Here is a 22,837-nt window from a genome sequence, read left to right as displayed (position 1 = left end):
CGACGACATCGAGGAGGATCACGATGCCCCCAGTCACTGGTACGAAACCTCGGACACTGTGTGAGGCATTCCAGTCCACCGTCGCGACCGACCCGGACGCCGTGGCGCTCCGCACCCCCGACGACGGTGTCGTCATCACCTGGCGCCGGTACGGCGAGCGGGTCCGCCGGATCGCCTCCGGTCTGGCGAAACTCGGTGTCCGCCAAGGCGACACCGTGGGCATCATGCTGACCAACCGACCCGAATTCCATCTCGTCGACACCGCCGCGCTGCACGCGAGTGCGACCCCGTTCTCCGTGTACAACCCGCTCGCCCCCGAGCAGTTGAAATACGTGTTGGGCAATGCCGGAAACAAGGTCATGGTCTGCGAGGAGCAGTTCCTGCCGGTCGTGCGAGAGGCGGTCGAGGGCACCGCCGTCGAGCGGATCGTCTGCGTGGATGCGGACGCCGAGGGCACGATGAACCTGGCGGATCTCGAGGCGAACGGCGACCCGGATTTCGACTTCGACGCCTCCTGGCGGGCAGTCGAACCGGGCGATGTGCTCACCATCATCTACACCTCCGGCACCACTGGACCGCCGAAGGGTGTGGAGCTCACGCACGCGAACATCCTCGCCGAGTACGACGCGGTGAGTGACTTCGTGGACTTGGGTCCGGACGACCGGTACGTGTCCTACCTGCCCGACGCACACATCGCGAACCGGCTCTTTCACTACGCCAACCTCGTCGGCGGACTCCAAGTCACCACCCTCGCGGACGCGAAGCAGGCGGTTACGGCCTTGCCGGAGGTTCGGCCTTCCGTGCTCGTCGCCGTGCCGCAGGTCTGGTACAAGGTCAAGGCAGCAATCGAGCTGGCGCTCACCGACGAACCGAGCACGGCGAAGAGGCGTCTGGCGGACTGGGCCATCGGCGTCGGCCGCCGCATGGCCCGACTGGAGTCCGACCACGCTCCGGTGCCGCGGACCCTTCGCATCCAGCACACCGTTGCAGACAGGCTGGTACTCCGCGCCGTCCGCACGAAACTCGGGCTGGACCGAGTACGCGTCGCGGTATCGGCAGCCGCCCCGCTGTCACCGGACACGCTGGAGTTCGTGCTCGGGCTCGGTATTCCGTGCCTCGAGGCATGGGGCCTGTCCGAGACCACCGGAGCAGTCTCGATCAACCGACCGGATGCTGTCCGGATCGGCACGGTCGGGCAGGCCGTCAAAGGGCGTGACGCTCGAGCTCGCCGACGACGGCGAACTGTTGATTTCCGGTCCGGTCGTCATGAAGGGTTATCGGAACAACCCAGCCAAGACCGCCGAGACCATCGACGCCGACGGACGGCTGCACACCGGCGACATCGGGACCATCGACGCCGACGGCTACGTCCGGATCGTGGACCGGAAGAAGGAATTGATCATCAATGCCGCGGGCAAGAACATGTCGCCATCGAATATCGAGGGCGCGATCCGCGCGGCGAGCTCGCTGATCGGCGGCGCGGTGGTGATCGGCAACGACCGTCCCTACGTCACCGCCCTGCTGACCCTCGACCCCGACGCCGCGGCCACCTTCGCGACCCGCAACGGTATCGAGGACGGGTCGCCCGGCGACCTCGCGTCGAATCCACTGGTGCGCGGCGAGATCGACCGTGCCGTCACGGCAGCGAACGCAAAACTCTCCCGCGTTGAACAGGTCAAGAAGTACACGCTGCTGCCGACAATCTGGGAGCCCGGCGGCGACGAGTTCACGCCGACGATGAAGCTGCGGCGCAAACCCATCGACACCAAGTACGCCCGCGAGATCGACGCACTGTACGTGGGCTGACGAATCGATCAGACGAGGCCCGGGATCAACGCCTTGCGGTCGGTCGGGTACTCGACGAACTTGTCCCGATACCACTTGTGCGTCGCGAGGGCGCGCGGGATGAGGTTGCCGGCAGTGATGAGGAAGATGACGACGCCCGCGAGCGACCACGTCAGCAGGGCGAAGCCGGCCCATGCGATCAGCTCGCCGAGATACGCGGGGCTGGAGACGAATCGGAAGCCTCCGCCCTCCGGTATGCGGTACTCGGTCGCGCCGGGGTTCTTCTTGTCCCGGAGGTTGCGGACGATGGATTCGGAGTTCACCAGCAGCGCGAACCCGCACAGGTAGACGGCCAGGCCGATCAGGAACCGGGGATCGGTGAGCCACGCCGTGTCGTACTGGTGCATGTAGTCGTGGCTGAAGAACGCGCCGTTGAGGTAGCCGTGCATCGAGGTCACGATGACGCCCATCGCGATGACCGAGATGTTGAAGGTGCTGCGCTTGCCCGGCACCTGCCGGATCGACAGCGGGAAGAACCAGCCACGATTCGCGTAGTGCAGCAGCCAGACCGCGGCGAGCACCATCGACGTGGGCTCGAACCGGTCGGGTCCGGTGAGGTAGAAGATCGCGAAGACGACGGTGGCGGGGATCTCCATCAGCCACCACCCGAGCTTCGGGTTGAGGTTGAAACCGAGGTTGGTCGAGGAGAACCTGCCGTACGAACTCTGCGCGAAGAACCCGCCGACGATGACGAACGCGGCGAACACGAACGCACATGTGAGGACGGTGTCGTAGACGGTGTTGCCGGTGTACCAGTGCATCGAGATCCTTCGGTGGACGTGGCCGGTACAGCACGAGCACACGACGCACCCACCACGGACGAACAACGAACTGGAACGTGTTCTACCACATACCGGGGCGTTCCACGACACCTTTCTGGACATGGGTCCAGGTGGAATCGGTACAGATCAGGTCGCTGAGGCACCGAGTTCGATGACGAGCACCCCCGCGACGATGAGCGCGATCCCGAACCCCATCCGCGGCGTCAACGGGTCCTTGAAGATCGCGCGACCGAGGAGCGCCGTGAGCGCCACACCGCAGGCCGCCCAGACGCCGTACGCGACACCGACGGCCATGCCACGGTCGAGGACGACGGCGAGGAGGCCGAACGCCACCAGATAGCCGACCCCGGTGGGGATCAACCACCACCGCCGGGCGAGGCCGTCGGATGCCTTGAGGCACAAGGTACCGGTCACTTCGGCGATGATCGCCCCGACGAGCAGCACCCAGGTCACGGCGTCGCTTCCAACTCCCGGCCGTCGCCGACCCTGTCCTTCTCGGCGGCCTGCGAACCGAGTTCGACGGTCAGCACGCCGGCGATGACCAGGGCGATGCCCACGCCCATGAGCGCGGTCAGTGCATCGCCGAAGAGCACGGTGGCCAGTACCGCCGTCAGGGTGATCCCGCATGCACCCCAGATCCCGTATGCGACACCGACCGCCATGTGACGCAGCACAACCGCGAGGAACGCGAAGGACGCGAGGTACCCGGTCACCACCAGGACGTACCACGCGGGGTGTTCGGTCGCGGCGCGCAACGACAACGTCGCCGCGACCTCGCACACGATCGCACCGGACAGGAGCCACCATTTCATGGCGCCACGGTATCGGTCAGTCCGGCCGCGGCCCGAAGGTGTCGAGCATGACGATGGGACCGTCGTCGACCCGCGTCTTCGCGTCGATCTCGAGCAACCCGGCGAATGCCTTTGCCGTGTACACGGGATCGAGCGGGACGCGGTACTCGGTACCGACGCGCTGCGCTGCGCGACCCTCCGCGGTGGCGTATCCGTAACCGGGCCCCAGATATTCCCGCGTCACGGTCAGACCGGCCGAGCGGAGGTCGATCTCGCCCAGCTGCGCGCCACGACGACGCAGCAGGGACTCGGCCCGACCCGCGAGGTCCCGGATCTCGGCGGCGCCCAGCGGCAGGGTGTCGTTGACGACGACCGCGACGACACCAGTGCGCAGGCCCGCCAATTGCAGACCCAGCAGCAGACCCGCCACGGTGCCACCCGATCCGACCGGCGCGACGATGTGGGCCGGTTCCGGAATATCCCCGGCCTCGACCTGCGCAGCCAACTCCAGTGCGGCCTCGACGTATCCGAGCGCACCGATCGGGGACGAACCGCCCGGCGGCAGGTAGTACGGCAGCCGTCCGCCGCGAATGTGCCGCAGCATCAACCACGGTGCGGACGCGAACGTCCGCACCTTGTTCCGGGTGAAGTGCAGGGTCGCGCCCGAGCGCTGCAGCCGGGCCAGTTGCGCCCGCACATGGTCGTCGACGGGCTGATCGATCAGCGCGATCGCCGTTTCGATGCCGAACTCTCTGGCGTACAACGCGGTCGCCAGACCCCAGTTGGTCCCCAGCCCGCCCACCGTGATGATCCGCCGCGACTTCCGCGCCAGAACGTCGGGGATGATCCACTCCAGTTTGCGGACCTTGTTGCCGCCCCAGCCACCGGAGCCGAACGTGCTGTCGTCCTTGACCCAGATCCGGTTTCGCGTGCCCAGCCCGTCGAGCCTGCGGACCGGGGTGGGCGGTACACCGAGGGGAACATGGGGCAGCGACTCTGCGAGTTCGGGAAAGCGCTGATGCAGAAGCGGTGCCGTGGTCACGTCAGGCATCCCGCGAACCCAGCCCGACCGCGGATCGATCCGGCGAGGTAATCGAGGTCGGGCCTCGGTGGAACCGTGGGCCGGCCCCGCAGCCCGAACCCGTCCCCCACCGTCCGCGGAACGACATGCAGGTGCACGTGGAACACCTCCTGGCCGGCCACCACGCCGTCGGCGAGGAAGAAGTTCACCCCCTCCGCGGCCACCGAACTGTCTCGCAACGCTGCCGCGATCTGCTGCCCCACCTGGAACAATCGTCCTCCGTCATCGGGATCCAACTCAGCGAGATCCGCTGCGTGCTTCTTCGGCACCACGAGCAGGTGGCCGGGCGTGAACGGACGAATGTCCATGAACGCGATCGTGCGCGCGTCCTCGTACACGAGGCTCGATTCGGCCTCGCCGGCGACGATGGCGCAGAAGACGCAGTGGCTCATACTGGTTGATGTTATGTGTCGAATGCCGGAGCAACGAAGCGTTGTACCATCTGTCGCTCCATGCGCGTGTCGGCGGCGGGCCACGCGAGCAGGGTGAGCACCACGCGGACGACCCACTGCCCGCCCGCCTCGTCGGGCGCGATACCGGTGAGGGCGGTGGCCACCCGGCTCAGATCCGGCGAGGACGCCAGGTAGTCGTCGGCGTCACCGGTGCGGGTGTGGGCGAACCAGTAGGACAACGTCGCATCCGCTCGAACCGCCGCGACCAGTGCGGGCTTGCCACCGACGTAGCGATAGAGCGCTGCGCGCGAACAGCCGGCCCGTTCGGCGATGTCGTGGACCCCAACCTGATCGAACCCACGCTCGACGAACAACTCGGTCGCGGCGTCCGTGATCCGTTCGACCGCGAGCGCCCGACGGTTCCCACCCGTCAGCTAGTCGTACCGCTCCGCCACCGGTCCCCCTCCGATCATGGATCTCGATTCGCTCTCATAGCGAGTCCGCCTGGCCACGATGCTTACAACGAGCACCGCACCGGCGGCCCGCTCACCTGCACGGACATCGCACCGCTGGTGCCGACATGAGACACCGCATATGTGCAGTTCAACGCCGCATTCGGAGTAGCGCGTCGTACGTGAGGCGGCCCCGGCACGCGGTGGCGTCGGCGGTGTTGTCGGGGATCGGGTCGTCGAGCGCGAGAAGTCGGCGCAGCGCGTTGAGGACCGCGCGGTGCAGCGTCCACATTGACACCTCTTGCTTGCAGGATTGCGGGTACACCGGCACCAACAGGGCGATCGCGTTGCGCATCGGCACGATCAGCGCGCCCAGCATCTGCACGAACCCTTCCCATTCCGTGACGTCGCCCCACATCAGCACGAGGTCGCCGCGGCGGATGCGCTGTGTCATCTACAGCTGCTGGACTGCACAGACGTCACCCGATAGGGACTGCCCCCGGTTTGGTTGACATCTTGACCTGTGAGGACTGCTCGTCACAGGTGGAAGGATGTTTCCCATGCCGAAAGCGTTCCCTGAGGAGTTCCGCCGCGACGTCATCGCGGTCGCTCGTAAAGGCGAGGCCCCGCTGCGCCAGATCGCGAAGGACTTCGGAATCTCCGAGGGCTGTCTGCACCGCTGGTTGAAGATCGCCAACCGTGAGGACGGCATAGACACTGGCACGTCCACGAGCTCGGATGAGTCGGCGGAGCTGCGAGAAGCACGTAAGCGGATCAAGCTCCTCGAGCAGGAAGCCGAGGTCATGCGCCGTGCCGTCGCCTATTTGTCCCGGGACGTCAACCCAAAATGATGTTCCCGCTGGTCCTCGACCTTGCCGCTGACGGTGTCCCCGTCACGGTGACTTGCCGGGTTCTCGGATTCTCTACCCAGGCGTTCTACAAATGGAGGAAAGCGCCCGTAACACAACGTGATTGGGACGATGCGCATCTGATCGATGCCGCTCGCGAGATCCACGCCGATGATCCCGCCTTCGGCTACCGATTCATCGCAGACGAACTCCCCGATCGAGGCATCACCGCCGGCGAGAACCGCGTCGCACGACTGTGCTCACAAGAGCGCATCTGGTCGGTGTTCTCGAAGAAGCGAGGCGTGAACAGAAAGGCCGGCCCGCCAGTTCACGACGACCTCGTCGACCGCCAGTTCGCCGCTGGGCAGCCCAACGAGCTCTGGCTGACCGACATCACTGAACACCGCACTGACGAGGGCAAGCTCTACCTCTGCGCGATCAAAGATGTGTACTCGAACAAGATCGTCGGATACTCGATCGACTCCCGCATGAAGGCGTCTCTGGCAGTCACGGCGTTGCGCAATGCCATCGCGCAACGCCACCCGGCCGGAACGATTGTCCACTCCGACAGAGGGAGTCAAGGCGGATTCAACCGGTGGTCGCAACACCTTGATGACGGAGGTGTTGGTGGGCAGGCCAGCGGGATGGATGAAGGAACTCACGGGTCGGTCGCCGATGAAGTCGCCTGGCGCTCCGTCGCATCGACGGGAGGTCGAGCGGCAGTTCTGGCGTGAGATCGCGACAGGTGTGACGAGTGAGGCAGCAGCGGCAGCGGTCGGCGTGTCGCCGGCGGCCGGTGCCAGGTGGTTCCGGGATCGTGGCGGGATGCCGACGTTCATGACCGTACCGCTTATCGGTCGGTATCTGTCCTTCGAGGAGCGTGAGGAGATTGCGCTACTGAAGGCGCAGGGAGCTGGGGTGCGTGAGATCGCCCGGGCGGTGGGACGGGATCCGTCGACCATCTCACGGGAGCTGCGTCGCAACGCGGCAACCCGCGGCGGCAAACTCGACTACCGGGCTTCGGTGGCGCAGTGGAAAGCCGAACTCGTTGCCCGGCGCCCGAAGACAGCAAAGCTCGCTTCCAATGACGAGCTCCGGGAGTACGTGCAAGACAAGCTCGCCGGTGTAGTCCGCGACGTCGACGGCAGCGTGGTCGCCGGTCCTGCTGCACCGGAGTGGAAGGGCCGAAACAAGCCACATCGGGGTGATCGGGCGTGGGTGACCGCGTGGAGCCCGGAACAGATCTCGCGCCGACTCGAGGTGGACTTCCCTGACGATGAGTCTATGCGCATCAGCCATGAGGCGATTCACCAGGCGCTATACGTCACAGCCGTGGCGGACTCGATCGAGAATGGGTCGTGCACCTGCGCACCGGACGTGCGCTGCGAGCGCCGAGAGCACGGGCGAAGCAGCGCAGTTGGGCGCATGTCACACCGGACACCCTTATCAGCGAACGTCCCGCCGAGGTGGACGACCGTGGCGTTCCCGGGCATTGGGAAGGCGACCTGATCATCGGATTACACCGTTCCGCGATCGGCACCCTGGTCGAACGGTCGACGAGGTTCACGATGCTCATCCCTCTGCCCCGCGAGGACGGCTACGGGCTTATCCCACGCACGAAGAACGGGCCTGCACTTGCCGGTTACGGAGCCGTGACGATGACGAATGCTCTCTCACAGGCGATCACAGCGCTTCCTGACCACCTGCGTCGCTCCGTCACCTGGGATCGAGGCAAGGAGCTCTCCGATCACGCCCGCTTCACCGCCGATACCGGGGTGAAGGTCTACTTCGCCGACCCGAAGAGCCCGTGGCAACGCGGCACCAACGAGAACACCAATGGTCTGCTGCGCCAATACTTCCCGAAGGGAACAGATCTGTCCCGATGGACCGGAAAGGAGATCGCCGCGATCGCCCATACGCTCAATACGCGACCCCGCAAGACACTCGGGTGGAAGACCCCCGCCGAAGCTCTCGACGAGCAGTTACGATCACTGCAACAGCCCGGTGTTGCATCGACCGGTTGAATCCGCCCAATTTCGGTCACGGAAGTTCGTACATGAACTCTCGCACAATGGGTTACGTGGCTCGATGGGACGCGTGGGAGCATGCGGCGATAATGCCGCAATGGAGTCGTTCTTCGCCCTCCTGCAGAAGAACGTCCTCGATCGACAGCGCTGGTCGACACGAACGGAACTTCGTATGGCGATCGTGACCTGGATCGAGCGGACCTACCACCGCAAGCGCCGGCAACGCCGTCTCGGAAAGCTCACTCCGATCGAGTTTGAGACAATCAACAGAGCCGCATACGCGGCCTGAACTACTCAACCCCACGAGTCAACCAAGGTGGGGGCAGTCCCATACGGGTCGACGCCGATCTAGATGCGCACACATTTCTTTCCCCAGTCCGCCTTGGTGGACGGCACCTTCCTGACCGTTGCGACGTTCTTCATCCCCAGCTGCAGTGCGCTCATCGGGCGTGATCTCGGATCGGTCGATGTAGCGCAGCGGGTTTCGCATCATCAGGTCGTAGACGGTCGCGCGGACCCACCAGTCGGGGGCATCGCCAGCCCCTGGTTATCCGTGCGACGCACTCGATACGACTGAATCCGCCAGGCCGGAGTCGAGCACGACCTGTACCGTGGCCTTGTAGTGAGCACAAACCAACTCCGCGGTACGCGCCGTGTCGCGAGCCAATGCAGCGTCGAGGATCTCTCGATGCTCGCGTTCGACATCGCGGATCGTCGCGGCAGTCGAAGGTGCAGCCCACCTGCGATAGAGCTCGGTGGAGTCGGCGAGATTAGCCGACAGTCTGATCATCGGATCGCACTCGCAGGCACCGATTATCGTCTGATGGAACCTACGATGGGCGGCTGCCCACTCCTCATTGATGTGCGCAGGGTCCGATCCGTCGCGGCGGGGGATGCGAGTCATCTGGTGATGAGCCGAGATCAGATCGGACTCCCACTGGAGACCTCCACGCTCGAGTGAGATTCGAACGGCCACAGATTCTGTGGCGCAACGTAATTCGGTGATATCGGACAGCTCCCGGATGCTCAGATCGCGGACAAAGAAGCCCCGATTGAGCTTGGCCACGACGAGATCATCTCCGGCCAGTCGGGTTAACGCTTCGCGCATGACCGTTGTACTGGTGTCGAACCGTTCGGCCAAGGCTGCCGTCGGAAGCTTCTCACCGGGCCGCCACTCGCCATCAAGGATCGCCCGGCGAACCTCATCGATGGGTCGAATCTCCGACTTGCCCTTCCCCTGGTCAGTTCCCATGCAGATAGTCTACCAATCAAGAAAAAAATATTCTTGATTGACTTGTGTACTTTTGCCTCCTACTGTGGTGACTGCAATCACATCGACGCAACGATGCCCTCCGGCCAATACGGGCCGAGGGCGTACCCGTCTCCCCGACTTCTCGGGCCCATTCACCGGAGCGTGGATCTATGTCCCAGGTTTCACCTGTTTCGAGGTCAACTGCGCCGCCGCCGGCGGCGGCCGATGACCGGAAGCACATGCGCAGAGTTCTGTTGTCGAGCTATCTCGGAAGTGCCGTCGAGTTTTACGACTTCCTCGTCTATGGCACGGCCGCCAGCCTGGTCTTCGGCCAGATCTTCTTCGCGGACCTCGACCCCGTTGTGGGGACAATCGCGTCATTCGGCACCTTGGCCGTGGGTTATGTGGCACGCCCGATCGGCGGAATCGTCTTCGGCCACTTCGGCGACAGACTCGGCCGAAAAAAGATGCTGGTGCTGACGATGTCACTCATGGGAGTCGCATCGACCCTCATCGGCTTGCTACCCACACAAGCGCAGATCGGTGTACTCGCACCGTTGCTGCTGGTGTTGTTACGCATAATCCAAGGCATCGCGGTCGGCGGCGAGTGGGGCGGCGCCACGCTCATGGCACTGGAACACTCCGATATGCGCAAGCGCGGCTTTGCCGCCGCCATCGTCAACTCCGGCGCGCCTACTGGCGCGGTACTGGCTGCAACAGTGATGGGCCTGTTCTCACTGCTGCCCGAGGACGACTTCATTTCCTGGGGCTGGCGCGTGCCGTTCCTGCTCAGTGCAGTCCTCGTGGCCATCAGCCTCTGGATCCGCCTGAGTATCTCGGAATCTCCGATGTTCAAGCACGCCCAAGACGCTACCGATCTGGAAGGAGCGAAGCCGAGCACCCTGCCGTTGATCGCCGTGCTTCGACGACCCCAGGTGGTCATCCTGGCCTCGCTGTCCGGCGCTGGAGCCTTGGCCTTCCAATCCCTCATGGCCACCTTCGGCCTGACTTACGCCACGCTCGGCGGCATTGACCGCTCCAGCGCCCTGTTCGCTGCTTCCGTTGGGGCAGTGATCAACGTGTTCACCATTCCGCTGTCCGGCGCCTTGTCGGATCGAATCGGGCGGCGGCCCGTCCTCCTGGCGGGATTTGGTACGGGCATCGTGCTCGTCTACCCCATCTTGCAGATGGTTGGCAGCGGAAATCTTGTCCTGCTGATGCTGGGGTACGTACTCGGGTACGGCTGCATCGTCGGTACCCTCTTCGGCACCTTGAGCTCGTTCATCAGCGAGCAGTTCAGCACGACCTCGCGATACACAGGCGCATCGCTGGGCTACCAACTCGCTGGAACCTTCGGCGGTTTCACTCCGATGATCGCCGTCGCACTCCTCGACGCCACCGGTGGCACGAGCGCAACCTATGTCGCTGCATTCGTCGCCGCAGCGTTCGCCGTCAGCGCGACCGCTGTGATGCTGACGCGCGAGTCATTCCGCAAGGACATCGCAGCCTGATTTCCTGCGCTCTTCGAGCAACACCACCCACCAACAACAAAGGAAACCTCGTGCACTACGCCAGCTTCGCTGCCATCGACGGATCTCCCACGTGGGGTGTCATCGTCAACGGCACCGCCTACGACCTCGGCCCGTCCGGCCTTGCCCTCGCTCCTGATCTGAAGGCGACGATCGAGTCGGGCCTTTTCGGCCAGGTCGGGTCTCAGTACCTCACTGCTCCCTCTCGCCCAGAGTCCGAAATCGAATTCCTGCCGGCTCTGACGAATCCGTCGAAGATCTTGTGCATTGGTGTCAACTACCGAAGCCACCAGAAGGAGACGGGCCGAGCCGAGCACCGGGCTGAGCAGAAGGCACCGACTGTCTTCACGCGTTTCGCCGACACCCAGACCGGACACCTACAGCCTGCTCGTATGCCTGCTTCGACAACGAAGTTCGATTACGAGGGCGAGATGGCGTTGGTCATCGGCAAGGAGGCCTTCCACATCAACGAAGACGAGGCGTGGGACTACATCGCCGGATACGCCGCCTACAACGACTTCACTGCACGAGACTGGCAGCGCGCCACCACCCAGTGGATCCCGGGCAAGAACTTCCCCGAAACCGGCGCCTTCGGACCGTACCTGGTCCCGGCCAACGACCTGGGCGACATCAACGAGTTGACGCTCGAAACCCGCGTCAACGGTGACATCCGCCAGAAGGCGTCAGTTGCCGACCTGTATTTCTCCATCCCCCAGTTGATTGCCCACATCACAGGCTTCACCCGGCTTGCGCCTGGTGATGTGATTGTCACCGGAACCCCCGGAGGAGTTGGGTTCTTCATGGAGCCGCAAGGATTGCTCTCGGACGGAGACGTCGTCGAAGTGGAGATCACCGGCCTGGGCGTCCTGCGCAACACCGTGGCGACAGAACACTGACTCGACGAGATATCGAATCACGTTCGGGTGAAAGGAAAGTAGTACAGTCGATGGATCCTGTAATTGACACTGACGTTGTTGTCATCGGGGCGGGCCCAATCGGGTTGGCGGCCGCGAATCTTCTGGCGGACTACGGTGTACGTGTACTGCTCGTGGAGAAGAACCTGAGCACAAGTGATGAACCCCGCGCGATCAGTGTTACGGACGAAACCCTCAGGGTGATGCAACAGATCGGCATCATGGACCGCCTCGGTCCAGAGATGCTGATGAATACTGGAGCGCGCTACTTCGGCCGAAAGGGCCAACTACTGGCAGAAGTCCGACCCGCGAACTCGCAACTAGGGCATCCGGGAAAATCCCAGTTCGACCAGCCAGTCATGGAGTCCTTGCTCCTCGACGCTGCCCGTGGTCGTGACAGTGTTGAGGTGCGATTCGAGACCGAGGCGTTCTCGGTGAAGGATCACGGCACCCATGTGGAGACGACCGTCCTGGGTCCGAACGGTAAAGCGACGGTGCGTTCTGCCTGGCTTATCGCGTGTGACGGTGGGCGTAGCCCGATTCGCACTCAGCTCGGCATAGCGATGGAGGGCTCCACACAGGTCGAGAAGTGGATCGTCATCGATGTGATCAACACCAACGCGCGGGAGAAGTTCGCCGAGTTCTACTGCAACGGAGTCAGACCCAGCGTCGTCGTTCCCGGCGTCAAGGGACGGTGCCGATTCGAGTTCATGCTCCTGCCCGGCGAGACTGCCGAACAGATGACCACACCGTCGTCAGTCGCCGCGTTGGTGGCACCGTACCTGTCTCAGCCGGTCCGTCCTGAGGACATTCGACGAGCATCGGTCTACGTCGCACACCAACGCGTCGCTCTGCAATACCAGCACGGCCGCATCCTCTTGGCCGGCGACGCCGCACACATGATGCCGCCGTTCGCCGGGCAGGGACTCAACGCCGGCATTCGCGACGCCGCCAACCTCGCATGGAAGGTCGCCTCATCCGTGCACGGTGCGGGGACCGACGAGTTGGTCTCGACCTATCAGACCGAGCGTCGACCGCATGCCGCGGACATGGTGAAGCTCTCCCACCGAATCGGGCAGATCGTGATGAGCACAGACCGGAAGGTGACCTTCCTGCGTGATCTGATCATCACCGCCGCCGGAGCAGTTCCGTCGGTGCAGTCCTGGATCGCTTCAATGAAATTCCTCAAGCGTCCCCGCTTCACTGAGGGCTGCATCGTTCCACCGGCGACGGGCCTCCCCACAGCAGTCGCGGATATCGTCGGCAGTGCACTGCCCCAACCGACAGTGCGGTCGTCCGACGGAAGTGCAGTACCGCTGGACGAAGTGATGGGAAGAGGATGGTGTTCGCTCGGCTTCGGCGGCGCATCCAGCGCCATCGAGGTCACACCCCTCGGCGGGGCCGCCTCGTCTCGCGTGGTTGTCCACGATGACACAGGCATCTTCAAGGAGCTCGTACGCGACCGGTACACCGTGCTCGTTCGACCCGACAGGTACGTCGCAGCCGTCGTCCAGGCCGGGCGAGAAGACGAGGTCTTCACCACCCTCGATGGACTCGTTCCGTCGCTGAGGCCGATCTGGCAGTCGAATCATCAAGCACCCCTGACCGCCTCGGCATCGAATAGAAAGTGAAGGAATTCGAACCATGTCCTTGGCACTTTGCACCTTGTCTCACTCGCCGCTGTACGGGATCAACGACCCCGGATCGGAGACCCTCGAGGCTGTGAACTCGGCATTCGACACTGCCCGTCGATTCGTCGAGGATTTCGATCCCGAGCTGACCGTCGTCTTCGGTCCGGACCACTTCAACGGGGTCTTCTACGACATGATGCCGGCATTCTGCATTGGGTCCGGAGCACGAGCGGTCGGCGATTGGGGCACTAGTCCAGGTGCACTCACGGTTGATCGTGGTGCTGCCCGAGACCTCGCCATAGCGGTCCTGAACGATGGCCTCGACGCCGCTCAGTCCGAAGAGATGCTCGTCGACCACGGCATTTCCCAGCCGCTCGAGTTCTTGTTCGGCAAGGGGTACGGCCACCCGGTAGTTCCGATCTTCGTCAATGCTGTTGGACTGCCGCTAGGGCCGATGCAGCGTGTCCGCCTGCTCGGCGAGTCGATCGGGCGTGAACTGTCGTCGTGGAACAAGCGGATACTCGTCGTCGGATCCGGCGGGCTGTCCCACGATCCGCCCATTCCCCGGTTGGAGGAGGCCTCCCCGGACGTCGTGGCACGGTTGATCGACGGCCGGAATCCGTCGCCGCAACTACGCGCCGAACGCGAATTGCGTGTTATCGAGGCCGGGAAAGCGTTCGCGGCGGGGAACACCACCTATCAGGAGATCAACCCCGACTTTGACGCTGCAGTGATGAACACCCTCGCTTCCGGTGTCCTCGGTGGGGTCGACGACTGGTCCAACGAGTGGATGGAAAAGGAGGGCGGACATTCCGCCCATGAGATCCGTACGTGGGTAGCGGCATTCAGTGCGCTGGCTGCCAGCGGGCCGTACACCGTGACCAATCGCTGGTACTGGCCAGTGAAGGAATGGATGACCGGTTTCGGCATCATGACCGCAGTACAGGAGAACTGAAGATGCACCTCGCATCGGACAGCACTGTCCCAGACATCGAAACACGATTGGCCATCCAAGCGCTCACCGCCGAACACGCGTATCGCCTCGACCACGGATCGGCGGACACGCTGCATGAGTTGTACTCGCACGACGGCGAGCTGATCGGATTACCACCCCGCGATCTCATCGGGAATGCTGCGATCGCCCAGTGGGGTGAACAACGCGCTCGAATGACGCGGACGGCGAGACACATCGAAACGAATCATCGGCTCGAATGGCGAGACGGCATCCTGCACGGCACCCTCTACGCAACCGTCTATCGCAGCGACAGCCCCGATACAACCAACACATCCCCGTTCATGGTCGGAGACTACGACGACGAGTACGTGCTCGATGACGGACGGTGGAAGATCCGTCGCCGCATCATCCGCCGGGGATTCCGTGTTGCTGCCTCGCGGTCCGTCAGCGGTGCTGCGCAGTGACCGGGGAACGTGGCGGCAACTCCCCCTCGGGTGCCCAAGCGTTCAAGCTTGACGAAATGGTCCTCAACGAGGTCCGTCCAGGCTTCTCCCGTAGCGGCATCCGCTCCGACGGCGCTGTGACAACGGTCAACTGGTTCGAGCCCGGCTACACGACCGTTGGGCCACACTCACATCCTTTCGACCAGCTCAGCTATGTCGCGGTGGGTGCGATGCGCTTCTACGTCGGCGACGACGTGTTCGAACTGCACGCTCCGGCGGTCCTGCACATCCCACGCGACGTCCCTCACTGCGCCGAACCGATCGGCACCGAGCGAGCACTGAACATCGACGTATTTGCCCCCGTCCGCGACGACTACCTTCCACTGTGCGAACACAAAGGAATCACCGAATGAGAGCCGTACGTTCCCGCCAGCCAGGCGGCCCCGAAACGCTACATGTCGAACAACTACCCGATCCACAGATCAGTGACGGCCAGCTGATCATCGACATTGTCGGTGCTGGGCTGAACCGGGCCGACTCGCTACAGCGCCGCGGCCGATACAACCTGCCTGACGACGCATCCGACATCTTCGGTATGGAGATCTCAGGAAGGGTGAGCGACGTCGCCGACGACGTCAGCAGCTTCGCAGTCGGCGACGAGGTGGTTGCGCTCCTGGCCTCAGGCGGCTACGCGGAGAAGGTCGCCGTCGACGCCCGACATGTACTGCCGCGCCCCGCCGGCGTACCCCTGCTCGATTCGGCAGGCATCCCGGAAGTCGCAGCAACTGTGGTTGCCAACATCTTCATGACGGGTCGATTCCAGCAAGGGCAGACCGTACTCATCCACGGCGCCACCGGCGGCATTGGTTTCTTCGGCATCCAACTGGTCAAGGCGCTGGGAGGAACAGTTGCCGTCACCGCGTCAACCTCCGCAAAGCTCCACGCCGCCGAAGAACTCGGCGCCGACATCCTTATCAACTACACCACAGAAGACTTCGCGGAACGGATGATGGCACATGGCGGCGCCGACATTATCCTCGATACCGTTGCAGGCCCCTATCTACAACGCAACATCGAAGCCCTGCGGCCATTCGGACGGGTAGTGACGATCGGTATGCAGGGCGGCCGGACAGGCGAACTGGACTTCAGCCTCCTGCTGAAGAAGAAAGCCACCGTCACTGGAACGCTCCTACGGGACCGGTCTGCAGAACAGAAGGCTGAGATCATGGCCGAAACCCGACGGATCGTCTGGCCACTGTTCGAGAACGGCCAGATTCGCACCACGACCGATCACGTGTTCCCGCTCTCGGAAGTCGCTGCGGCACACTCATACTTCGACAGCAAAGGACACCTCGGCAAAGTCCTCCTCGACTGCAGGAGCTGACGCGGCCACCGACGGCACAATCGCATCGCTAGGTGCAGTTCCGGCAAGCCGGGGCGGCCTCCAGCCCGTGTATCTGGTGGAGATCTCTCCTGCACGAAGTGCTTGGGCGAATGCCGATAGACGTCATCGACGTCAACGTCCGAGATAGGCAGGTCACCAACCGACCGATCTAGCTGTACTGCCCAGGCAGGTTGGTTGAACGATTGCGACGACACGCTGTAGCCGGTCGTTGAACGAAGAAGGTCTCCTGTCGCGGATGTGGAGCTGCTTAGCCTGCCGCTTTCACGGTAATTCGGCTGAACACCTGTGTCACTGACGAAGAAAGGTGCTCCGACCTGCGACAATTCGACTTGTCTAAGGTTGAACAATCGCGTGATCAAGGAGCACCTTTCAGGTGGCCAAGTCTACGTCCCCGTACCCACACCTGTCCGCATCGGCCACCGGAACCGGCGTCGTGTCGCATGCCGGGACGGTCTTGTTGCTGCGTACCGCCGAGAAAACAGGCCTGACCACCGCCCTGTCGGCCGCGCTCGAGCCGTGGCGCAAGCCCCTCGCGACGCACGACCCGGGCAAGATCGTGTTGGATCTCGCGGTCACGCTCGCGCTCGGCGGTGACTGCCTGGCCGACATCGCGCAGTTGCGGGCGCACCCGCAGGTGTTCGGTCCGGTCGCCTCCGACCCGACCGTATCGAGGCTGGTCACCGCGCTGGCCGCGGACCCCGGCGCCGCACTCGCGGCGATCGGGAGTGCTCGCGCTGCGGCCCGACGCCGTGCATGGGCCGCGGCCGGAGACCGGACACCCGATCATCGGATCGACGAGAAGGATCCGCTGGTCGTCGACATCGATGCCACCCTGGTGACCGCGCACTCGGAGAAGGAATCCGCAGCCCCGACATTCAAGCGTGGCTTCGGGTTTCATCCGTTGTGCGCGTTCGTCGACCACGGTGATGGCGGGACCGGTGAGCCGGTGGCGATGCTCCTGCGGCCCGGAAATGCCGGCTCGAACACCGCTGCAGACCATGTGACCGTGGTCAAGGATGCGTTGGCGCAGTTGCCGTTCGATCCGGGCTACCGGGTCGGGAAGAAAGTGTTGATCCGCACCGATGGCGCCGGCGGCACGCACGACTTTCTCGACTACCTGACCAAGCGGCGGTTGGCGTACTCGATCGGGTTCGGGCTCACCGACACCATGACCGCGGCGATCGACCTGATCCCGAAGACCGTGTGGACGCCCGCCTACGACGCCGACGGGAAGGTCCGTGACGGCGCCTGGGTCGCCGAGCTCACCGGGCTGATCGACCTGTCTACCTGGCCCGCTGGGATGCGGGTCATCGTCCGCAAGGAGCGGCCGCACCCCGGCGCGCAACTGCGGTTCACCGACCACGAGGGTCTGCGGTTGACCGCGTTCGCCACCAACACCACCCGCGGCCAACTCCCGGATCTCGAGCTGCGGCACCGCCGCCGGGCCCGTTGCGAGGACCGGATCCGGGGCGCGAAAGACACTGGCCTGCAGAACCTTCCGCTACACGGGTTCGACCAGAACCGGATCTGGCTGCAGATCGTGCAACTCGCCGGCGAACTGATCGCCTGGACACAACTCCTCGCGTTCGACACCGAAACCGCCCGACGCTGGGAACCGAAACGACTCCGACTCCGGCTGTTCCACATCGCCGGCCGCATCGTCCGTCACGCCCGACGCATCCACCTCAAACTCGCCGCCCACGCACCCCACGTCGACCTGCTCGTCGCCGCGATCACACGCGTGACGACACCAAAAACAGTGACCTGACCAGCGGAAATCTTCCCCGCCGGGACGAAAGGAGCACCATCATTCGGGGCCGTGGACCCCGACGCAACCCGACCGCGTCGGCCACCCCGCCACGTCCGGAAACCGGAACCATCACCGGGACAAGAAAACCGAACTCGATCAGGCCGGCACGCCGCGCTCACGAAAGATCGAGGTTAGACGCCCACTCACCGACAGGAGACCTTCGTGGTCCACGCTAACGCACCACTGACCCCACGCGGGCGACTGCTGCTCGCCCGCCGCATCGTCGACGAGGGCTGGCCCATCAGCACGGCCGCGGAACACTTCAACGTGTCCCGGCCGACCGCCAAGAGATGGGCGGGCCGCTATCAGGAGATGGGCGAGGCCGGCATGGTCGACCGATCCAGCCGGCCGCACCGGAGCCCGAATCGCACTCCGGAACCGACCAAACGCAAGATCGTCGATCTGCGGTGGCGACGCCGACTGTCCCCGCAAGCGATCGCGTCGCGGCTGGACATGCCGGCCTCGACCGTGCACGCCGTCCTGGTCCGCTGCCGACTCAATCGCCTGTCCCACATCGACATCCGCACCGGCGAAGTGATCCGCCGCTACGAACACCCGTATCCGGGTTCGATGATCCACGTCGACGTCAAGAAACTCGGCAACATCCCCAACGGTGGTGACTGTCGCTACGTCGGGCGTTCTCAGGGCTGCAAGAACCGCAAGGCCACTCCCGGAACCGAACGCCAACTCGACCGATCTGTGGAAGCGGAGATTAGTAGCGGCCCAGACGAATTCGAATCGATACCCGGTGTCCCGCTCAACGGACAACCACCTTCTCGACCACGGACGCCTACCCTAGTATGACGGGCACCACAGGCAGGTCAAGCCCCGAGGACACAGGAGTTCTGGATGAGCGCTCGCGTACCCGTCACACCGATCGACGCCGCGGAGATCGACACCTACGACCACGAAACCGACGTCCTGATCGTCGGCTACGGCTGCGCCGGCGCGTCGGCCGCGCTCGAGGCCGTCGAGTCCGGGGCCGAGGTGATCCTGCTCGAGCGGCAGAGCGGTGGCGGTGGGTCGTCGGCGCTGTCCGGCGGCGAGATGTACCTCGGCGGCGGCACCCCGATCCAGGAGGCGTGCGGATTCGTCGACACCGCCGACGACATGGAGAAGTTCCTCCTCGCCGCGCTCGGCCCGGACGCCGACCAGGAGAAGGTGGGCCTCTACAGCCGCGAGAGCGTCGGGCACTACCAGTGGCTCGTCGATCACGGCGTGCCGTTCAAGCCGTCGCTGTGGGACTCCCCCACCTGGGTGCCGCCCACCGACGACGGTCTGATGTGGATGGGCGAGAACGCCTATCCGTTCTACGAGATCGCCAAGCCCGCCCCGCGTGGTCACCGCGTCACCTCCGACGGCTTCGGCGGCAAGGTCCTGATGGCGGTGCTGAGCGAGGCCGTCGGTAAGAGCGACATCGCGGTGCACGCCGACACCACCGCACTGCGGCTGATCCTCGACGGTGACCGCGTGGTCGGCGTCGTGGCCCGGCACTTCAACGAGACCGTGACGTACCGGGCCCGCCGCGGCGTGATCATCACGACCGGCGGCTTCGCGGACAACAAGGAGATGCTCGCCCAGCACGCGCCGCAACTGGTGGGCCTGGGCGTCAACAGCGACGGCGGCGACGACGGCCGCGGCATCGTCATGGCCCAGGCCGTGGGCGCGGCCGTCAAGCACATGTCCGCCGGCCAGGTCGGTATCTCGCTGGTGCCGGGAATGATGGTGCGCGGCATGATCGTCAACGGCGTGGGCCAGCGGTTCATCAACGAGGACGTCTACCCCGGCCTGGTCGGCCAGGCGGCGCTGTTCAAGCACAACCTGAAGGTGTGGGTGATCCTCGACGAGCAGGCGTACGAGGAGGTCCCGGTCGACGAACGCTGGGGCGTGCAGCCGCACTTCGTCGCCGAAACACTCGAGGAACTCGAACGCGAGATCGGGATGCCCGAGGGCGCGCTGTGCAGCACCGTGGGCGAGTACAACCGCTTCGCCGCCGACGGCGAGGACCCCTACTTCCACAAGTCCGCCCGGTGGCTGCGGCCGCTGCAGTCCCCGTTCGCCGCGATCGACGTCCAGCGCGGCATGGCCCCGCCGGAGTACGGCGACGGCGAGACCGGCGGGGGCGGCGCCGAGGTGTTCACGATCGGCGGCCTGCGGACCACCGTCGACGGCCGCGTCCTAGACCTCGACGGCGACCCGATCCCCGGACTCTTCGCGGCCGGCCGCGCCACGTCGGGCCTGCACTCGTGGGGCTACATCAGCGGCACCTCGCTCGGCGACGGCACGTTCTTCGGCCGCCGCTCCGGCATCGCCGCTTCCGCGGGCGAGTAGCGCCGCATACCGGCCGCCGAGCACGCGCAACTCCTCGTGGGTGCCGCGCTCGGCGGCGTGGCCGTGGTCGAGCACCACGATCTGGTCGGCGTCCCGGATCGTGGAGAGCCGGTGCGCGATCGTGATCGTGGTGCGGCCGCGGCTGACGACGTCGAGCGCGGTCTGCACGGCCCGCTCGGTCTCGTTGTCGAGCGCGCTGGTGGCCTCGTCGAGCACCAGAATCCGAGGGTCCCGCAACAGGGTTCGCGCGATCGCGATGCGTTGCTTCTCGCCGCCGGAGAACCGGTGGCCACGGGCGCCGACGACGGTGTCGTAGCCGTCGAGCAGCGACTCGATCAGCTCGTGCACCTGAGCCGCCCGTGCCGCGGACTCGATCTCGGCGTCGCTCGCCTCCGGCCTCGCGTGCCGCAGGTTCTCCCGGATCGTCGCGTGCAGCAGGTACGTCTCCTGCGAGACGACACCGACCAGTTCGGACAGTTCCGCGAGCGAGATGTCGCGCAGGTCGACGCCGTCGATGGTCACCCGGCCGGACGTCGGATCGTGCAGCCGCGCCACCAGCGATGCCAGAGTGGTCTTGCCCGAACCGGTTTCACCGACCAGTGCGAGCGACGATCCGGCCGGTACATCGATGGCGATGCCGGTGAGTGCGTCGCGGTCGGCGTTCTCGTAGCGGAAGCCGACGTCCTCGAACCGCACGCCGCCGTCGACCTTCTCGCACGGCATCGGCACCGGTTTCGCCGGGTCGTCGATCTCGACGGGCAGGTCGAGGTACTGGAAGATCCGGCTGAACAGCGCGAGCGAACTCGTCACGGACACACCGACGTCGAGCAGGCCCATCAGCGGGCGGAAGAGCGTCGTCTGCAGTCCGGTGAAGGCGACCAGGGTGCCGATCGTCATGCCGCCGGACGTCGCCGGCAGCCCCGCGGCCAGGTACAGCAGCGCGGGGATCGCCGAGAAGATGATGCTCATCGTCGCCATCCGCCAGCGTCCGGACAGCTGCGAGCGGACCTCGAGATCCACCAGCCGGTGCGAGGTGTCGGTGAAGCGGTCGGACATCGCCGGGCCGGCGCCGAGCGTCTTGCCCAGCTGCACACCGCTGATCGACAAGCTCTCCTCGATCTGGGTCTGCATGTCGGCGAGCGCGCGCTGGCGCTGCGCGGTGATCTCGCGGCGCATCAGCGCGACCTTGCGGGTGAGCCAGATCGCCGGCGGCAGCACGATCAGCGACAGCAGTGACAGCCGCCAGCTGAGGACCGCCATCGCGATCGCGGTGCCGACGACCGTGGTGACGTTGGAGGCGATCGAGGTCGCGGTCGACGTGACGACGGTCTGCATGCCGCCGATGTCGTTGGTGAGCCGGGACTGGATCTCGCCGCCACGGGTGCGGGTGAAGAAGCCAAGCGACTGCCGCTGCAGATGGGTGAACACGCGGGTGCGCAGGTTGTGCATGATCCGCTGGCCGACCGTCGTCGAGATCCAGGTCTGGATCACGCCCAGCACCGAGCCCGCGACCGTGATCGCGAGCATGCCGAGCACGGCCCACACCAGCAGACTGACGTTCTGTTCCGGGATCGCGCGGTCGATCACCTCGCGGACCAGGAACGGGTTGGCGAGCGAGATCGTGGACGACACCACGATCAGCGCCATCACCACGGCGATCTGCCAGCGGTACGGCGCGAACAGGGAGCCGATCCGGCGCAGACTCACGGGGGAATCCTCGAGCTGGGCGCGGTCGGCGGGATCGATCTTGCGGGAACGCATGGGACCCCCACCGGGTCCACCGAATGGTGGGCTTGTCATCTAACCACCCCTCTCAGAAGTCGGGGCAAGCCTTTACTGAGGTTGCCTCAACATGAGGTGACTGTCAAGTGAGGTAAGCTCCGAAACCATGACCGAGGCATCGTCCGAACAGCTCCGCGACCTCGTGATGTCCACGTCCCGCGCCCTGCGGCGCAAGTGGTTCACCGCGCTAGAACCATGGGAGCTCTCTCCCCACGAGTTCCGCGCGCTGCGCGTGATCGGCACCGAGTCCGACGGCCGCCCCCGCCTCGGCGACGTCGCGAAGGCGCTGCGCATCGCGCCCCGGTCGGCCACCGAGGTGGTCGACCGGCTGCAGAAGCGCGAGCTCGTCGAGCGCGTCTCCGACGGCGGCGACCGGCGCGCGGTGTGCGTCCAGCTCACCGACACCGGCCGCAAGCTGATCGCCGAAATGTCGGACGCCCGCGACGCCCAGGCCGCCGACTTCTTCGCCCCGCTCGACGCCGACGACCGCGCGCAGCTGCGCCGCATCCTCGGCAAGCTCACCGCCGGCGACGGCTGACCCCGCGCGCGCCCCGCGAACCCCTGAAC

Annotated in this window: 18 protein-coding genes and 6 pseudogenes; 15 read left to right on the top strand and 9 right to left on the bottom strand. The window is 65.0% G+C overall.

What is annotated here, in order from left to right; translation table 11 throughout:
- Positions 1 to 23: 23 nt before the first annotated feature.
- A pseudogene (locus tag HUN07_RS04965) lies at positions 24 to 1,806 on the top strand (AMP-dependent synthetase/ligase).
- Between the two features lie 8 nt (positions 1,807 to 1,814).
- On the opposite strand, the gene HUN07_RS04960 reads toward HUN07_RS04965, so the two are convergent.
- The 7 genes from HUN07_RS04960 to HUN07_RS04930 form a co-directional block, all read right to left on the bottom strand.
- Entirely contained in the window at positions 1,815 to 2,606 is a 792-nt protein-coding gene (locus tag HUN07_RS04960; RefSeq protein WP_174908287.1) for a methyltransferase, read from the bottom strand.
- 147 nt (positions 2,607 to 2,753) lie between these two features.
- Positions 2,754 to 3,080, bottom strand: a complete 327-nt coding sequence (locus HUN07_RS04955; RefSeq protein ID WP_174908285.1) for a DMT family transporter — start codon at positions 3,078 to 3,080, stop codon at positions 2,754 to 2,756.
- Positions 3,077 to 3,439 (bottom strand): DMT family transporter, encoded by a 363-nt coding sequence (locus HUN07_RS04950; RefSeq protein WP_174908283.1) that lies wholly within the window; start codon positions 3,437 to 3,439, stop codon positions 3,077 to 3,079. Before HUN07_RS04950 ends, HUN07_RS04955 begins: the two co-directional genes overlap by 4 nt.
- A gap of 16 nt (positions 3,440 to 3,455) precedes the next feature.
- Complete coding sequence (locus tag HUN07_RS04945; protein ID WP_174908281.1) at positions 3,456 to 4,469, bottom strand: 1-aminocyclopropane-1-carboxylate deaminase/D-cysteine desulfhydrase; 1,014 nt, start codon at positions 4,467 to 4,469, stop codon at positions 3,456 to 3,458.
- Positions 4,457 to 4,891 (bottom strand): HIT family protein, encoded by a 435-nt coding sequence (locus HUN07_RS04940; RefSeq protein ID WP_114720979.1) that lies wholly within the window; start codon positions 4,889 to 4,891, stop codon positions 4,457 to 4,459. Before HUN07_RS04940 ends, HUN07_RS04945 begins: the two co-directional genes overlap by 13 nt.
- A gap of 11 nt (positions 4,892 to 4,902) precedes the next feature.
- Complete coding sequence (locus tag HUN07_RS04935; RefSeq protein WP_368077046.1) at positions 4,903 to 5,286, bottom strand: helix-turn-helix domain-containing protein; 384 nt, start codon at positions 5,284 to 5,286, stop codon at positions 4,903 to 4,905.
- 208 nt (positions 5,287 to 5,494) lie between these two features.
- On the bottom strand, positions 5,495 to 5,797 hold the full coding sequence (locus HUN07_RS04930) for a hypothetical protein (RefSeq protein WP_174908279.1): 303 nt from the start codon (positions 5,795 to 5,797) through the stop codon (positions 5,495 to 5,497).
- 106 nt (positions 5,798 to 5,903) lie between these two features.
- On the opposite strand from HUN07_RS04930, the pseudogene HUN07_RS04925 reads away from it, so the two are divergent.
- The 3 pseudogenes from HUN07_RS04925 to HUN07_RS04915 form a co-directional block, all read left to right on the top strand.
- Positions 5,904 to 6,776, top strand: a pseudogene (locus HUN07_RS04925) (IS3 family transposase); the annotation flags it as partial.
- Between the two features lie 63 nt (positions 6,777 to 6,839).
- Positions 6,840 to 8,215, top strand: a pseudogene (locus HUN07_RS04920) (IS30 family transposase).
- A gap of 4 nt (positions 8,216 to 8,219) precedes the next feature.
- Positions 8,220 to 8,507 (top strand): annotated as a pseudogene (locus tag HUN07_RS04915) (IS3 family transposase); the annotation flags it as partial.
- Between the two features lie 258 nt (positions 8,508 to 8,765).
- On the opposite strand, the gene HUN07_RS04910 reads toward HUN07_RS04915, so the two are convergent.
- Positions 8,766 to 9,470, bottom strand: a complete 705-nt coding sequence (locus tag HUN07_RS04910; RefSeq protein WP_174908277.1) for a GntR family transcriptional regulator — start codon at positions 9,468 to 9,470, stop codon at positions 8,766 to 8,768.
- A 170-nt stretch (positions 9,471 to 9,640) separates the two neighbouring features.
- Here HUN07_RS04910 and HUN07_RS04905 point away from each other — a divergent pair, with 170 nt between their 5' ends.
- The 10 genes and pseudogenes from HUN07_RS04905 to HUN07_RS04860 form a co-directional block, all read left to right on the top strand.
- Positions 9,641 to 10,981, top strand: a complete 1,341-nt coding sequence (locus HUN07_RS04905; protein WP_174908275.1) for an MFS transporter — start codon at positions 9,641 to 9,643, stop codon at positions 10,979 to 10,981.
- 50 nt (positions 10,982 to 11,031) lie between these two features.
- Positions 11,032 to 11,895 carry a fumarylacetoacetate hydrolase family protein gene (locus HUN07_RS04900; RefSeq protein WP_174908274.1) on the top strand — a complete coding sequence of 288 codons (864 nt, stop codon included), beginning with the start codon at positions 11,032 to 11,034 and terminating at the stop codon, positions 11,893 to 11,895.
- On the top strand, positions 11,814 to 13,544 hold the full coding sequence (locus HUN07_RS04895; RefSeq protein WP_368077045.1) for an FAD-dependent monooxygenase: 1,731 nt from the start codon (positions 11,814 to 11,816) through the stop codon (positions 13,542 to 13,544). The genes HUN07_RS04900 and HUN07_RS04895 overlap by 82 nt, the downstream gene beginning before the upstream one ends.
- Before the next feature lie 13 nt (positions 13,545 to 13,557).
- Positions 13,558 to 14,499 (top strand): 3-carboxyethylcatechol 2,3-dioxygenase, encoded by a 942-nt coding sequence (locus HUN07_RS04890; RefSeq protein ID WP_174908270.1) that lies wholly within the window; start codon positions 13,558 to 13,560, stop codon positions 14,497 to 14,499.
- Positions 14,500 to 14,501: 2 nt separating this feature from the next.
- Positions 14,502 to 14,963 (top strand): nuclear transport factor 2 family protein, encoded by a 462-nt coding sequence (locus HUN07_RS04885; RefSeq protein WP_174908268.1) that lies wholly within the window; start codon positions 14,502 to 14,504, stop codon positions 14,961 to 14,963.
- A gap of 56 nt (positions 14,964 to 15,019) precedes the next feature.
- Entirely contained in the window at positions 15,020 to 15,355 is a 336-nt protein-coding gene (locus tag HUN07_RS04880) for a cupin domain-containing protein (protein ID WP_174914444.1), read from the top strand.
- Entirely contained in the window at positions 15,352 to 16,326 is a 975-nt protein-coding gene (locus HUN07_RS04875) for an NAD(P)H-quinone oxidoreductase (RefSeq protein WP_174908266.1), read from the top strand. The genes HUN07_RS04880 and HUN07_RS04875 overlap by 4 nt, the downstream gene beginning before the upstream one ends.
- 394 nt (positions 16,327 to 16,720) lie before the next feature.
- On the top strand, positions 16,721 to 18,115 hold the full coding sequence (locus HUN07_RS04870; RefSeq protein ID WP_174907620.1) for an IS1380 family transposase: 1,395 nt from the start codon (positions 16,721 to 16,723) through the stop codon (positions 18,113 to 18,115).
- 204 nt (positions 18,116 to 18,319) lie between these two features.
- Positions 18,320 to 18,850: pseudogene (locus HUN07_RS04865) on the top strand (helix-turn-helix domain-containing protein); the annotation flags it as partial.
- A gap of 156 nt (positions 18,851 to 19,006) precedes the next feature.
- Positions 19,007 to 20,416 (top strand): annotated as a pseudogene (locus HUN07_RS04860) (FAD-dependent oxidoreductase); the annotation flags it as partial.
- On the opposite strand, the gene HUN07_RS04855 reads toward HUN07_RS04860, so the two are convergent.
- Positions 20,336 to 22,249, bottom strand: a complete 1,914-nt coding sequence (locus tag HUN07_RS04855; protein WP_441346799.1) for an ABC transporter ATP-binding protein — start codon at positions 22,247 to 22,249, stop codon at positions 20,336 to 20,338. The pseudogene HUN07_RS04860 and the gene HUN07_RS04855 sit on opposite strands and share 81 nt — an antisense overlap.
- A 127-nt stretch (positions 22,250 to 22,376) precedes the next feature.
- Between HUN07_RS04855 and HUN07_RS04850 the strand changes: the two genes are divergently transcribed.
- Positions 22,377 to 22,808, top strand: a complete 432-nt coding sequence (locus HUN07_RS04850; protein ID WP_114720622.1) for a MarR family winged helix-turn-helix transcriptional regulator — start codon at positions 22,377 to 22,379, stop codon at positions 22,806 to 22,808.
- Positions 22,809 to 22,837: the final 29 nt, after the last annotated feature.

The sequence above is a fragment of the Rhodococcus sp. W8901 genome (genome assembly GCF_013348805.1).
Classification (GTDB): Bacteria; Actinomycetota; Actinomycetes; order Mycobacteriales; family Mycobacteriaceae; genus Prescottella.
Note: the sequence above shows the minus strand (reverse complement) of the source record. Positions and strands in the feature narration are given on the sequence as shown.

What these genes read in the sequence shown, in the direction of transcription:
- HUN07_RS04945 (WP_174908281.1), bottom strand. Translation starts at nt 4,469, where the DNA reads ATGCCTGACGTGACCACGGCACCGCTTCTGCATCAGCGCTTTCCCGAA.
- HUN07_RS04885 (WP_174908268.1), top strand. Translation starts at nt 14,502, where the DNA reads ATGCACCTCGCATCGGACAGCACTGTCCCAGACATCGAAACACGATTG.
- HUN07_RS04960 (WP_174908287.1), bottom strand. Translation starts at nt 2,606, where the DNA reads ATGCACTGGTACACCGGCAACACCGTCTACGACACCGTCCTCACATGT.
- HUN07_RS04940 (WP_114720979.1), bottom strand. Translation starts at nt 4,891, where the DNA reads ATGAGCCACTGCGTCTTCTGCGCCATCGTCGCCGGCGAGGCCGAATCG.
- HUN07_RS04930 (WP_174908279.1), bottom strand. Translation starts at nt 5,797, where the DNA reads ATGACACAGCGCATCCGCCGCGGCGACCTCGTGCTGATGTGGGGCGAC.
- HUN07_RS04950 (WP_174908283.1), bottom strand. Translation starts at nt 3,439, where the DNA reads ATGAAATGGTGGCTCCTGTCCGGTGCGATCGTGTGCGAGGTCGCGGCG.
- HUN07_RS04910 (WP_174908277.1), bottom strand. Translation starts at nt 9,470, where the DNA reads ATGGGAACTGACCAGGGGAAGGGCAAGTCGGAGATTCGACCCATCGAT.
- HUN07_RS04880 (WP_174914444.1), top strand. Translation starts at nt 15,020, where the DNA reads ATGGTCCTCAACGAGGTCCGTCCAGGCTTCTCCCGTAGCGGCATCCGC.
- HUN07_RS04850 (WP_114720622.1), top strand. Translation starts at nt 22,377, where the DNA reads ATGACCGAGGCATCGTCCGAACAGCTCCGCGACCTCGTGATGTCCACG.
- HUN07_RS04855 (WP_441346799.1), bottom strand. Translation starts at nt 22,249, where the DNA reads ATGCGTTCCCGCAAGATCGATCCCGCCGACCGCGCCCAGCTCGAGGAT.
- HUN07_RS04875 (WP_174908266.1), top strand. Translation starts at nt 15,352, where the DNA reads ATGAGAGCCGTACGTTCCCGCCAGCCAGGCGGCCCCGAAACGCTACAT.
- HUN07_RS04890 (WP_174908270.1), top strand. Translation starts at nt 13,558, where the DNA reads ATGTCCTTGGCACTTTGCACCTTGTCTCACTCGCCGCTGTACGGGATC.
- HUN07_RS04905 (WP_174908275.1), top strand. Translation starts at nt 9,641, where the DNA reads ATGTCCCAGGTTTCACCTGTTTCGAGGTCAACTGCGCCGCCGCCGGCG.